The organism is Flavobacterium frigidarium DSM 17623 (genome assembly GCF_000425505.1).
GTDB lineage: Bacteria > Bacteroidota > Bacteroidia > Flavobacteriales > Flavobacteriaceae > Flavobacterium > Flavobacterium frigidarium.
The window spans coordinates 164795-178975 of record NZ_KE384393.1; the positions used below are offsets into that span (position 1 = coordinate 164795).

Here is a 14181-nt window from a genome sequence, read left to right on the forward strand (position 1 = left end):
CGTTTGACATGTTGGGAGTTATGAATTTATTTAGAAAGTAAAAATTGATGCTTAAATAGTGTTGAATCCCAGTTAGTTGTACGTTTTTTAAATCCTAATTTTAAAAAAGTTCCAATTGTTGCGAAGGTTTATCTGGTTCTACAGCTTTCTTTCCATAAAAAAGTTCCATCATCCCAAATTGTTTGTCGGTTATTTGCATTACGCCAATTTTGCCGTATTCGGGTAAACTATTTCTAATTCGCTTCGTATGTACTTCGGCATTTTCTCTACTAGCACAAAAGCGCATGTAGATGGAAAATTGAAACATAGAGAATCCATCGTCCAATAATTTCTTGCGAAATCCACTGGCAATTTTACGCTCTTTGCGTGTTTCTGTAGGCAGGTCAAAAAATACTAATATCCACAAACTTCTATACTGGTTTAATCGGGTGTAATGTTCATCATACATATGCAGGGTATAAAATTTTCCTTGCTGTTCCTTCGAAGCATTCGTTCAAAGAATGTGTTGTTCTACTCATGGCTACCATCAACGGACTATTCTTACCGTCTATAAATACATCAATGGTTGCAATATTTAGTAATTGTTTTTTTATTTCGATTGTCAATTCATCATAACAATCTTCTGTTTCCATAATGTGACAGACTATTAAATCAACATAGGGTCGATACGGTTCCATAATGTCGTCAGCCAGACAATAAGCGTTGTACTTATTGCGATGAAAAATTCCAAGTGTAGGTAACATGCCTGAGCTTACAATAGCGCGGGCAGTTATAGCTCTCAGTATTGCGTACCCATAGTTTAGTAGGTTATTTGGCGCAACACCCTTTTGACCTCGAGTGAAATTTTCAACAGTAATAAGATTTTGCCAATAGAACACGGCTGCTCTCGATTCGTGATTTAGTGCATCTCCTGAGGTTACTTCCTTCGACCAAATTTCCATTTTTCGACACGGAATTCCTTTTTCTTTTAGCAAGCCCGCTTGGTTCATTATTTTGGCACTAATCGTTTGTTGCCATAAATTTTTTTTGAGCGGGACAGAGGCATTAATTTGGTTTTTAAATCGTTCGCTTTGCTCTGTGTGACCATTCAATGGCATCAATAACCCAATAGGTAGATGATATTGATCGCAATTAATTAGTGCTACATTATTGTTTGTTAGTTTTTCAAGTAAGCCATTGGTAATAGTTATTTGTTGGTTTTCCAGAACAATCACACCAATATCTTCAATCGCTACTGTTTTAGTCTCTTGTTCTTTATCAGGATAAGAGATTACTATTTGTTCATTTTTGGTACTCAGATAAGCTGGGTTGCCAAAGAAAAGCGTTCGTTTGATCATTTTTTTGGTTTTAAATTAATAATCCTATTTTAATGATTTACAATATGTTTCGGCTAAAGCCAGTATGGAATGTTTTACTGTTGAATGGGTTGAACCCCATACCTCTTGAAAATTTAAATTGTCATCATTTGTAAAATGGCTCTAGGATTAGACTGTCTCCAGCTATTGCATTGCGTCTACAATATTTTGAACCTTCTATAATTGAAAATGTTGATTGTCATCATTTTTAAATTGTCTATAGCATTGAATGCCTCCAGCTTTAGCTGGAGGGAAATAAATTGATATTTATAAATTGGCTTTAGCCAAAATCTATTCTTTTGGGAAATTATATTTAACAATAAACTCATCATATTCTTCTTGGAATGTTTGTTTGGCGTGATGTTGTTCTTGATTTTTAATATAGTTGCGCACTCTGTCAATCATAGATTCCGATACGGATACAGCAAAATATTCATCTTGCCATTCAAATTTACCTTTACACAAATTGTTTTTATTGATCCAAAAAGAGGATTCTCCTTTTATGAGCTGCATAGTTTTTTGAATGGTTTGATCGGCTCCCAATGAAACTAAGCAATGGCAATGATCAGCATAACCATTTACAAAATCAACAAAAACCCCTTTCTCCTTTGCATTTTCTTTAATATGATTCCAAACTTTCTGCCGTAGTTCTTTATTGTCCAAAAAAGGAAATCTATTTTTTGTACTCCAAACAAAATGAATATAGGTTTTGATGTATGGCATAATTAGTTGTTTTTGATATAAATAATTGTTTTTTGGCTAAAGCCCTCATCTTATGCTTTCATTGTTTTGAATGGGTTAAAACCCAATCCTATTGATTTATCATCTTACTCGACAATCTTTGTCAAATCAATTGTCTCCTGATTTATCTGGAGGAAACCCAATCCTATTGAATCCATCAGAATCGATATTCATTGTCAATCAATTGCCTACAGCCGAATGAGTTAACACCCAATCCTGATGAATCCATCAGAATCGATAATCATTGTTAATCAATTGCCTCCAGCTTTAGCTGGAGGTAATTGATTAATTATTGGAAGGATTGGCTTTAGCCGAAACAGTTATTTTGGCTAAAGCCCTCTTTTTGTGTTTGTATATTTTAGATTGGGTTAAAACATAATCCTATTGAATCCAATATTTTTATTAATATTCTCCTATCTGAACAATTTTACCTAAATGGTTGATTCGGACTTTTATAATGTCTTTTAAATTGTTGGCACTTTGAATTACTCGAAATGTTATTCCTTTTAACTCTTTTGGTGTTTCAATTTGTGTTTCTAGATGATGTCTGAACCAAAATCCTGATAACAGAGAACCAAATTTCTGAACCCTAAAAATATTAGGACTAATCAAATGATAATTGATTGGATTTTGTAAATCCATTTCATGAGGATTAAAACCATCAGATGGAAATATAAAAAACTCATTTTGTTTCATGGAGAATAGAAAGTCCCAACCTTTTTCATGGCTTTTATTAATTACCGATAATCCTAGATTTCGCCTGATAACCGCATCATAAAATGAAACCACTTCTTCCTGTAGATTTCCTTTTTCGTCTCTGTAAATGGCTACATGATGATTGTTTCCAGTACTAACAAAATCCACAGGCATCGGTTTTCCTTCTTGATCCAAAATTTCATTACCCAAATGGTCTTTTTTGGTATGCAAAGCCTGTGCATTGCTCACGCCACTAATAGTAACCCGTTTTATAGCAATTCCTTTTTCTTTGTTTTGCCAGATAGGGTTTTCGTCAAGATTTGAGAAAGCTTTTTTAGGGTCATTTGCAAACTCGGCTAAACGGTTTTCTAAAATAGTTTTTAATCCAGAGTCCATTACTTTAGCAATACTTTTTAAATCCTTAAAATTATCGGGTGTAATGTCTTTTCTAATCGTGTAATTGTCTTCTAGCCAAACTAATTTAACTTTTTCGGGAACAGTAATGTTATCTTTTAAACTAATATAGATAGGTATTTTTGCCAATGAGTTTTTACCTGTAAAAGCTTTTTTGGGATCGTTTTCATTCTCTTCCAGTCGTTTTAAGAGTGCTTCACGGTAGACTTTATTGGCTACTTTAGCAATATGAGCGGCTGTAAAGTTGGCGTTTACTTTCTCTTCTTTGGTTTCATAACGCTGTAGTTTAGCATAAACCGTTTCTTTATGTAATTGACCTCTAGGTGTCAATTGTATTTTTGTTTGCGTTCCTCCGCTTTTTTTGGTTGTGTTTTTATTTTTGGTTACTACTTTGTTTTTAGCTTTGTACGAAATCAAAATACTTTCAAGTTGTTTTTTAGCTTCTTCTCTAAAGTTCTCCATCGGAGGGATGAAACGCAACTTATTATTTTTGTCTCTTTTTAAATATTTCGCTTCAATACCAATTATAGAATGAGAATTTTTATCACCTTGTGTTTTTGCATTCAAATTGTTTAAATATTGAATGTAAGCAGGTTTTGTGAAAGCAACTGTAATCGCATCCATGGCATGATGGCGGTGGTCGTTTCTCTTAGTCCAGTCTTTTATTTTATATAAGCGTTCTCCATTTTTGCCTTTTTCTTCATAGGTTAGACTCAGTTTTTCGTATTTCTCCCAATTAAGCTCTTTCATAACATCTACTAATTCCCAATCATCACGCAATTTATCAGTAACACTACCAATAGTTGCGGTCACATTTCTAGAAACTTCGAGTAATATTTCTTTAGCCTTTTTTGCAATATATTGGGTTTCTCGTAACTGACGGTCAATAAAACCTTCGGGAATTTCATTGTCTGCCATCAAAAGTTTATTTTGCTTGGTGCGACTTATTTTACCAAACAAACTTTTTACTCTTTTTTCAAATTGGTCAAAATCTTCTGCAGATAATTTTTCTTGTAAAAAAGAATAAGCAGTTTTATTACTTTTATCAATATTTAGCTGGCGTTCGCAAATGGTTTTATTCGAAAAGCTATCATCAAATAATCGTGATTTTGGTATAATATGTTCAATATCATAGTCTTTTGTAAATAATCTGGAAGCTTCAATGGTTTTGCCTGTATATATCGAAATTCCTTCTGTTTCTTTCCACAGTTTGTATCTTATGATATCGTTTCTAGTTACTCTAGGAATTCCAAATTCGGTACGGAGTAGTTGTCTAATTTTTTCGTGTTCGGCTGTACTTTTATTGATAGTCTTTGTCATATCACTTCTTTGCTCGTTGTTTGCTTTTAACTCCCGAGCCAATTCTACTCTGATTTCATCAGGTTTACCCATTTCTGGGTCTGCAATAATTGCATTGATTACATTAATCATTTGGTTGAGTATTTTCTCAACTACTGGATTACGTAGGCTGTTCTTTTTTAATAATTCAAGTGTGTCTTTTAAAACACGATCATTATTTTGATCGGTAGTTAGCGAGGAGGAGTGATTGTAACCGCTCATTAAACAAGCTTTATCGTAAGTATGTCCATCCATCAAGTGAGGCAATGTTTTTTTTATAGCTTTGGCACTCAAACTACCATAATCGGCTTGTAGGCTAATATTCAATAGATAAGGAAGGTGGTTTTCTTTGAAACCAAATTTATTTTTTAACGTTTCTTTCAATTTTTCATCATCTTCCGCTGCATATATTAAATGCCAAAATTGGTAATATCCTTGTTTATCAAAATCATTTCCTTGAATTTTTGGGTCAAAATCAAGTATAGCTGTACTTATTCCTAAATCAACAAAAGCAGATTTGAAAATTTGTTTGATATCTGATGAGTCTAGTTTAGAAAAATCCAATTCGTCATAACCTTCGAGAATTAAAATTTTCTCAAAAGCTTTAAAAATTTCGGTATTAGTTCTGTTACCTTCTATTTTTTTGAAATTGGCAGAATGGTTTCCTTTTTTTAAATCGCAAAAGGCCATCATTTGCACATCAGTCATATTTTCTTTAAACAGGAGCTCTTGTGCAATTATGTTTTTTAACTCTTCGTTTAAAACAAATGGTTCTTTGGTTGTTTCGTTTTTAATAACAATGTTATTCAAATTTTGCCAAATTCTAAAATCTTGAAATAGAGGTGATGATTTTGGAATAGCTTTGTGGCCTTTTTCAAACTCGCAAAAGCTAACAAGATGCTTTTGAGATTTTAATTTTCTTTGATAGAAAATCGTAATATCTCTAACTTCAGTTTTTAGTTTGTCGGTTAATTCAGAATGAAATTTTGCTTGGGTTTCCCAAATTTTTTCAAATTCATCTAAATAATCTTGTCTATAAAATACCTGGTTTTTTAGTTTATTATGTGCATTTTCTTGTAGTTGTTTGTATTGGTATTGTCCAACAGTTTCTTGATTAAAATACAGTTCCTTGCTTCGATCACTAATAGCTCCTAAATAACCACTCGATTGATTAATTTGATTGTTAATTTCAGTAATGATGTAAGCTAGGATTTTTAAATCCAGTTCGCTAGTCAATGCTTCAGACCTCCATTTGTAATGCTGCAGTTTTACTTCGTCTCTCGAACCTTTATTTTCGGTAAGTGGAATTTTTATTGTGTTGGTAAAGTATTGCGAAGTTTGGGTTCTTGTTTTTCCTTGAATATCGTCCAATAACTTTTCATTCATTTGTTCCGAATGAAATTGATTTTGAAAACGAACAATTCTCTCTAATTCTTTCTGTAAATCAGAACGATAAAAGTCAGGAATGAATTTCCCCCCTTTTGATAGCGAATTATAGACCCATTGACCAGGAGTTAAATTGTTTTCAAAGATTTCTTTGGCAATTTTCATTCCGTCAATCGCATCGCCTTCATCCGCAGATTTTGCTTTACGACTACTTTTATATCCTCTTTTTTTATTAAGCATTAATAAAACTTGCACTAATTCTTCTTTGCTTACTTTTTCAATAGCTGCTTTTGCTCGTAATTGATACGATGCAAAAGTACTGTTCGAACCATTTTCAGCGTAAACATAATGAGGGGGAATGAAATTTATTTTAGAAAAAATATCTAATAATGCATCTCTTCTCAATTTAAAACGTTGTAAGCCTCTTCTTGCTCCACGTTTTAAAGTTCTGTCAGCGTTTATCGAAATTGTATTTCCTTTCTTAAAGTCAGCTTCTTCATCTGAAGTTAATGGCACAATACGAACTCCTGTATTTACTATTGATGAAGTTTCTTTTTCGTTTTCAGATTCATTTATAAATGACCATCCTATTGAGGTTGTCCCCAAATCCAATCCTAATATTTTCTTCATTTTATGACTAATTTCTTGTTATTTGAAAGAATTGTTAAATATAAATATAAGAAAATTAAGATCATTACATAAAACAATAGTTGAATATTTAAAATATTTTTGTAATATTGTCCTACAATTTTGAAGCAATTCACAATAAGGATTATTCCGTTGTGAAAACATTCAAGGCGGCCTCTTTAAAAGGGTCGCCTTTTTCATTTTAGAAATTTTGCCAAAAAAAAACTTCCAATCTCATTAAAAGATTGAAAGTTATATTTATTTTTTGTTGAAGTTTTTTATTTATTCCAAATCTCCCATGACTTTTCTGCTTGGTAGACAAGCATGTCGTAACCGTTTTTAGTTTGTGCTCCTTGTGCAGCTGCTTTACTTAAAAATTGTGTTACAGCAGGATTATAGATAAGGTCAAAAGCAATATGTTGTGGCGTAAAATACTGATACGGTACTGCAGGAAAGGCAGTGATATCAGGACTAGTTCCTACAGGTGTTGCATTAATTACAATAGTATGCTCTGTAAAAGCATCTTGATTTAAATCTTCATACGAAATAGTGTTTTCATTTTTTATTCTTGATACAAACGTATACGTAATTCCCAACTCATCTAATGCAAAACAAACACCTTTTGATGCGCCTCCTGTTCCTAGGATTAGTGCCTTTTTATGATGTTCAGCTAGCAAGGGTTTTATTGCCTTTTTAAAACCGTAATAGTCGGTGTTATAACCTTTCAATTTACCATTACGGGTAAATTTTATTGTATTCACAGCACCAATAAGCTTGGCTTTTTTAGATAATTTGTCTAGAAAAGGGATTACAGCCTCCTTGTAAGGAATAGTTACATTTATGCCAGCCAATTCTTGATGGTTGTTCTCAATTAGCGTCTCAAATTCACTGATATCTTGTAGATCAAAGTTTTCGTAACTTAAATCGTTTAACGAACCAGATGCAAACTTTTCGGCAAAATAACCTTTCGAAAAAGAATAACTGATGTTTTTACCAAGTAAGCCAAATCTTTTTTTAGTACTCTCTGCCATTACTCTTTTTTATATTTTTCGATATAATTTCTCACTGCTTTGTTAGTCCATACTACCGGAAATAAATCCTCAAGTAAAATGTAATTATCAAAGTTTAATCGCAAACCATTGCTCAAATGGAACTTAGCTTTTGTAGTTTCTTGTGCCATAAAATATAATCCTGCTAATCGGTATTCGATCTCATTTTCCTCAGGGAAATATTCAGATGCTTGCAATAAGGTTTGAATAGCGGTGTCAAATTCTCCCAAGAATTGTAAAATATTCACCCAGAATAACCAAGTGTCTAATTCAGTGTCTCCAAATTCTACTGCTTTTCTAAAACCAAATTCAGCCTCTTCAAAGAAATTCATTTCTTTGTTGATTTTTGCATATCGTTTCCAGTACAGTCTGTTTTGATTGTCAATTGCCAAGGCTTTATTGACAAAAAAGAGTGCCTTTTGAAAGTTCTTTTGACGAATGTAAAAATCAGTTATCGCAATCCAACCTTTGTCTAAAAGAGGATCTTCATGCACTGTTTCATTATAATACTTTATTGCGAGAGCAGTGTTGCCTAAACGTTCGTGACACTTACCAATACGCAGTAGGGCATAGGATGTAGCATCATCAAGCGCAATCGTACGGTTGTAACTTTCAATCGCCTCCTCGTATTGCTTCATTCTTTCATAGGCTTTTGCTTTTTCCATAAAAGCACCTAGAAATTCATCATCAATTAAAGTAGCGTAGTCAAAGGCACGTATTGCGTTTTCATAATCTTTAAGATCATAGTACAAACGCCCCATTTGATGCCAAGCGATTTCGCTATAAGGGTTTTTATCTATGTACTTTGTTAAGTAAGCAATGGCATCTAAGTTTTGATCTAAAAATTCAAAACAGTAAACCACATTGTACAAAGCCGATTGATCTTCAAGATCTTCTTCAAGACATTTAATAAAACTTTCTTTTGCTTGCTCTAACTTATCCATAAAGAGATATTCCATGCCTATCAAGTTGTAGACATCGGCAAAATCTTCGGTGTATGTAAGCGCAATTTTTAAAAACTCGACAGCTTTTTCATGCTGATCTCTTTTCGAATAGATATTTGCTTTTTGTATATATATTTCTTCGTTATTTGGTTCGATAGCATAGAGTTCGTTCAACAGCTTTTCAGCAATATCCAGCTTATCATCAAATACTAACATTTCGACTTGCACTAGTTTAAGCCCCACTGACTTCGGATGTTGATCCAAGCCTAGTTTGAGTGCTTTTTTGGCTAATGCTGCCTTACCCATATCTAGGTAATGAAGAATAATTTCTTCAAACTCTTCCGAGTCAAAAAAGAGTACTTTATTGGTTTTCAACATAGACTCAAATTTGGATAATGATAAGTTATAGTCTTCTTCTTCATTGCTTAATTGCATACTTTGTTTTTTTGAATTTGACCTAAATAAAGTTAGGTATCATAACTACTGCTGTAAAAAGAAATCAAAATTGTTGTGAACAATTTAATTAACAATAGTTTTATTTAAAATAGTGGCGGTTTATGGGTTTATCTTGATGCTAAGATTTCGTCCATTACTTGCTTGATTATCGTACAACCTTCTTCAATCTCTTGATTAGAAATGGTTAATGGAGGCGTAATTCTAATAGCGCAGCCTTCAAATAATAACCAGAACAATATTAACCCTTTGTCTTGGCATTTTAATATCACTTCATTAGTAATATCAGCGGTTTCAGTCATTGCAGCTAACATCAAACCTTTACCTCTAACTTCCTTAATCAAAGGATGTACCAAAAGAGAGCGGAAGAGCTTTTCCTTCTCCAATGCTTGATTCATCAGCTCGGTCTCAGTTAATTCTTGCAATGTCGCTAAACATGCTGACGCTATGACAGGATGACCACCAAAGGTAGTGATGTGACCCAGTTTAGGGTTATCACTCAATAAATCCATCATTTCGCTTGAAGCGGTAAAAGCACCTACAGGCATTCCGCTACCCATTCCTTTTCCCATAACGAGAATATCTGGAACGACATTGTAATTTTGAAAACCAAATAACTTCCCTGTTCGACCAAAACCTGGTTGGATCTCGTCTAGTATTAGTAATGCCCCTACAGCAGTACATCTCGCTTTTACTTTTTCCAGAAAATCATTTTCAGGCTGAATAAATCCAGCACCTCCTTGAATTGTTTCAAGTAAAACTCCAGCTGTTTTTGTTGTAATCCTTTCAAGATCGGCTTCATTATTAAAGGTAATAAAATCTACATCAGGAATTAACGGACGGAAAACTTGTTTTCGCTCTTCAAATCCCATCACACTTAATGATCCCATGGTGTTTCCATGGTAAGCATTGTGACACGAAATTAATTGACTACGACTCGTAACTCTGCGGGCAAGTTTAAGTGCTCCTTCAATGGCTTCGGTGCCTGAATTTACCATATAGGTTTTATCTAAAGGGGCAGGTAAGTGTGAAGCTAATAACTTGCAGTATTCAACTGCCGGACTTTGAGAGTATTCGCCATAAACCATGACATGCGAGTACTTATCAAGCTGATCTTTAATTGCTTGATTTACTCGTGCGGGTTGATGACCCAAAGTGCAGGCAGAAACTCCGGCCACAAAGTCTAAGTATTTTTTATTATTAACGTCGTAAATATAGGATCCAATTGCATGAGAAACCTCCATTCCTAATGGATAAGGAGAGGTTTGTGCTTGGTATTTAATAAAATCTGTTTTCAATAGTGTGAATGTTTTAATCTGTTGGTGCTAGGCACCTAATTAAAATAAAGTGATTATAATGCTTTTTTAAGAATGGCAAAAGGCAAGGATGTACTATTTGCTTTTGGGTTTCTTTTTATCATAATTTAAAGTTTCCTTTCTCACTTTTAAGGGTACGTTTTTAGCAGCATTGTCTTTCTTGCCATCTTCAATCATCTTATCGTTGTACTCATTTTCTTCGTCTGTAAATAGATCTTCCTTTTTAAAAATGCGCTCATCAGCTCTCCATACAAGTCCTCTCAATTTGCGGGCATTCTCGGGTAGATCTGCTTCGGGGTAAATATCACCGTCAACTTGATTAAAAAAGGTAATCGTTTCGATGGCATTATTGTCTAGTATCATGTTAATTCTACTACTGATATTCTTATTAATACCTATAAGTTCATTTTCATTATTACGCATGTAAAAAATAACCTCGGCATTTTTTACTATATCTACGTCATGCAACTTACCATCTAAGAATTTTCCATAGAGATTGAGTCCTTTCACTTGATTGAAACCGGTTCCTAATGTATCTTTTGACACTAGAAAAGTATTATTGAGAACTTTGAGAGAATCAATTTTTTTTGTGCTGTTGTTACCTATTAAATGAATAACATCTCCGGTTATTTGGTTTTCCCCGTTCCATAAAATCGGATTGCCAATTAATTTTGTCAAAGAATTTTTAGAACTCGAGTGGATAGAATCGCATTTTCCGCTCATATCCTTCTTTAAAAAGCGCACGTTGTTATATGCTCTAATTATTCGATCACCTTCTTTACCGGTTACCATCAATCTTTTTCCGTGAATATAAACAGAATCATTGTCAACAAAGTTTATTGCTAGTGCTCTTTTTGTGACAAACATCGAGTCCTTCTTCTTGAAAACTTCTCCATAATGTCCTTTAATAATCGCTCTGTTTATAGAGTCTGTTATTTTTACATTACGGGTTGCTGAGGCAAACTCTTTATTTCGATCATAATACAAACTGTCTCCCTCAATTAATCGGTCATCATATTTAATATAAGATTTTCTAAGGAAATGCGCCAAATTTTTCTTGGTGTCATAAAAACCTTTTTCGGTGTAGATGTAATTATTTTTACTAGTAATTGTCGAAGGACCTAACAAATAAGAATGCCCAGAATTGCTATAATAATCTAAATGATTTGACTTAATTACATACTGTGGATTAGTGACTGTAACTGCCGTTAAAAACTGAAATTTCTTTTGTTTGACATAATAACGACCCGATTTTGATTTTAAGGTATTGTCTTTATTAACGATGGTACCTGGCGAATTGTAATATACTTCTTGAGTATTTCTATCGAAGTTAATTGTATCCGTATTAAGTGTCGCGTCTGGCGAACTCATATATGCATCCCCAGAGGCAAAAGCACGTCTCATATTTCCGTTGTACTCAGCGTATTTGCTATTTAAAAATAAGGTATCGCCTTGTACTAACTGAACATTCCCAAAAGCTTTGATGTAATTTTCATTTCTAAAAAAATAGGCTTTATTACAGGTTAGTACAATTCCGTCGTGATTTACCTTTACATTACCACTTAAAAGAAAGCCTTCTGGCAATTCTTCCGTATTTGTATCGCCATAATCCGCGTGTTCTACGATTATTTTTTTTGGCGCTTGCGCAAAAGTTGATTTCGAACTAAAAAGCAGCAAGAAACAGCCTATTAAGAATAGATATTTATTCAATGGATTTATTTTTTGTCAAATTTAAGAAAAAGGAAACAATCCTAATCGATATTAGCATTTATTTATAGATTGCTAATAGTAGCGTATGAATAATGATTTTCAATCAAATAAAATTATCAACATTCATATGAACTCTCACGTTGTAGTAGTACTCTTAGATGCGTTTATAAACACAACTAGATGCGTAACATCGCATATTGTTATAATTTACAGTAAATTAGATTTGTATCTAAACTAAATCGAAAGGTTTCATAATTAAAACTGTTAATAATGAAAAATAAAATAGCTGTGACAGCTTTAACGTTTGCAATTTTATTGAGTTCTTGTAAGACAAATGAAGTAGCAAGTGACATAAATAATCGAAATAAAGAACCACAAAAAAAAGTGGTGGTGTACCAGGTTTTCACTAGACTTTTTGGAAATAAAAATACCACAAATAAACCATGGGGAACCATCGCCGAAAATGGAGTAGGGAAGTTTGATGATTTTACTGATGTCGCTTTACGCGAAATAAAAGATTTAGGTGTCGATTATATTTGGTACACAGGAGTTCCCCATCATGCTGTAATTACAGACTACACAAAATACGGAATATCTAATGATGATCCAGATGTAGTTAAAGGACGCGCTGGATCTCCTTATGCCGTAAAGGATTACTACAATGTAGATCCAGATTTGGCTGTAAAGCCAGAAAATAGATTGCAGGAGTTTGAGGCTTTGATTGCCCGCACGCACAATTCAGGAATGAAAGTCATAATCGATATTGTACCCAACCACATTGCACGCAAATATGAAGGTAAAAATAATCCAGACGGAGTAGAGGATTTTGGTGCAAGCGATGATACATCTGTAGCGTACAAAAGAGACAATAATTTTTATTATATCCCTGATTCAAAATTTGAAGTTCCAGATACAGTAATCCCTTTAAATGGTGAGAAACACGCTTTAAGTGATGGGAAATTCACTGAAATTCCTGCAAAGTGGACTGGTAATGGATCAAAATTGCCTAAACCAGACAAGAATGATTGGTATGAAACAGTTAAGATAAACTATGGTGTGCGTCCTGATGGCACAAAAGATTTTCCGCTGCTACCCGCTAATTATGCTACTAAACCTATTGCAGCGCATTATGCTTTCTGGAAAAATAAAGATGTTCCTAATTCATGGAAAAAGTTTCGTGACATTGCACTTTATTGGACAGCTAAAGGAGTTGATGGTTTTAGATATGATATGGCAGAGATGGTCCCTTATGAATTTTGGAGTTACATGAATTCGGCGATAAAGATGGCAAATCCTAATGCTTTTCTAGTTGCAGAAGTGTATCAGCCAGATCAGTATCGCAATTATATCCAGCTAGGTAAAATGGACTACTTATACGATAAAGTAGCTACTTATGACAAACTTAAAACAATCACTCAAGGAAAAGCCAACACTGATGATCTCACGATTATTCAAAATGAGCTTGCAGATATAGAGCATCACATGTTGCATTTTCTTGATAATCATGACGAACAACGTTTAGCAAATAAAGCTTTTGCAGGTTCTGCCGAAAATGGTAAGCCGTTGATGGTGGTTTCAACAACAATAAGTAGTGCGCCTACAATGATTTATTTTGGACAGGAAGTAGGGGAGGCAGCAAATGAGAATAGTGGTTATGGTACTGCAACTCGCACATCTATTTTTGATTATGTAGGTGTTCCTAACCATCAAAAATGGATGAATAATGGAAAGTTTGATGGAGGTGGCTTATCGCCAAAAGAAAAGGAACTTAGAAGTTTCTATAAGCGTTTGCTCAATTTTTCAAGAACAAGTGATGCTTTGATGGGGAAGTACGCAGCTTTAGAAATTGTTGCAAAAACAAATAAGGAGCAAGTAGCCAAAACTATTTATGCTTTTGCTAGATGGTCAGCAAATGAGAAATTGATAGTGATTAGTAATTTCTCGGCGACACAAAAGGGTACATTTGATGCAGTAATTCCATCGGTTGTAGCGTCGCAATGGAATTTAACTGATGGCAAATATACTTTAATTGATCAACTGTCTGAGGGTACACAAGGGGAGCTAAATGTAAGAGAAGGTAAAGCCACAATAAGTATTACCATAGCTCCATTGGAATCTTTTATCTATAAATTATAGAATTGTTTGTGCGAAC

The 14181-nt window shown here is 33.8% G+C and carries 10 protein-coding genes; 2 read left to right on the plus strand and 8 right to left on the minus strand.

Going from position 1 to position 14181, the window contains the following annotated elements:
• Positions 1-100 precede the first annotated feature (100 nt).
• The 3 genes from cas2 to tnpA all read right to left on the minus strand — a co-directional run bounded on the left by cas2 (position 101) and on the right by tnpA (position 2078).
• Positions 101-448 (minus strand): CRISPR-associated endonuclease Cas2, encoded by a 348-nt coding sequence (gene cas2, locus H603_RS0115185; RefSeq protein WP_026709419.1) that lies wholly within the window; start codon positions 446-448, stop codon positions 101-103.
• A complete protein-coding gene (cas1, locus tag H603_RS0115190) occupies positions 441-1337 on the minus strand; it encodes a type II CRISPR-associated endonuclease Cas1 (RefSeq protein ID WP_026709420.1) in 897 nt (298 codons plus the stop codon). The genes cas2 and cas1 overlap by 8 nt, the downstream gene beginning before the upstream one ends.
• A gap of 309 nt (positions 1338-1646) precedes the next feature.
• Positions 1647-2078 carry an IS200/IS605 family transposase gene (gene tnpA, locus H603_RS0115195; protein ID WP_026709421.1) on the minus strand — a complete coding sequence of 144 codons (432 nt, stop codon included), beginning with the start codon at positions 2076-2078 and terminating at the stop codon, positions 1647-1649.
• A gap of 91 nt (positions 2079-2169) precedes the next feature.
• On the opposite strand from tnpA, the gene H603_RS17755 reads away from it, so the two are divergent.
• Positions 2170-2298 carry a hypothetical protein gene (locus H603_RS17755; RefSeq protein ID WP_262487967.1) on the plus strand — a complete coding sequence of 43 codons (129 nt, stop codon included), beginning with the start codon at positions 2170-2172 and terminating at the stop codon, positions 2296-2298.
• A 200-nt stretch (positions 2299-2498) separates the two neighbouring features.
• On the opposite strand, the gene cas9 is transcribed toward H603_RS17755, so the two are convergent.
• The 5 genes from cas9 to H603_RS0115220 all read right to left on the minus strand — a co-directional run bounded on the left by cas9 (position 2499) and on the right by H603_RS0115220 (position 12029).
• On the minus strand, positions 2499-6560 hold the full coding sequence (cas9, locus tag H603_RS0115200) for a type II CRISPR RNA-guided endonuclease Cas9 (RefSeq protein ID WP_026709422.1): 4062 nt from the start codon (positions 6558-6560) through the stop codon (positions 2499-2501).
• 275 nt (positions 6561-6835) lie between these two features.
• Positions 6836-7588, minus strand: a complete 753-nt coding sequence (locus H603_RS0115205; protein WP_026709423.1) for a shikimate dehydrogenase family protein — start codon at positions 7586-7588, stop codon at positions 6836-6838.
• Positions 7588-8985 carry a tetratricopeptide repeat protein gene (locus tag H603_RS0115210; RefSeq protein ID WP_026709424.1) on the minus strand — a complete coding sequence of 466 codons (1398 nt, stop codon included), beginning with the start codon at positions 8983-8985 and terminating at the stop codon, positions 7588-7590. The genes H603_RS0115205 and H603_RS0115210 overlap by 1 nt, the downstream gene beginning before the upstream one ends.
• Before the next feature lie 128 nt (positions 8986-9113).
• Positions 9114-10301, minus strand: a complete 1188-nt coding sequence (locus H603_RS0115215; RefSeq protein ID WP_035676187.1) for an aspartate aminotransferase family protein — start codon at positions 10299-10301, stop codon at positions 9114-9116.
• A 93-nt stretch (positions 10302-10394) separates the two neighbouring features.
• Positions 10395-12029 carry an OstA-like protein gene (locus H603_RS0115220; protein ID WP_394359128.1) on the minus strand — a complete coding sequence of 545 codons (1635 nt, stop codon included), beginning with the start codon at positions 12027-12029 and terminating at the stop codon, positions 10395-10397.
• A 270-nt stretch (positions 12030-12299) separates the two neighbouring features.
• On the opposite strand from H603_RS0115220, the gene H603_RS0115225 reads away from it, so the two are divergent.
• Positions 12300-14165, plus strand: coding sequence for an alpha-amylase family protein (locus tag H603_RS0115225; protein ID WP_084157759.1), 1866 nt, complete (start codon positions 12300-12302; stop codon positions 14163-14165).
• The last annotated feature ends 16 nt before the right edge of the window (positions 14166-14181 follow it).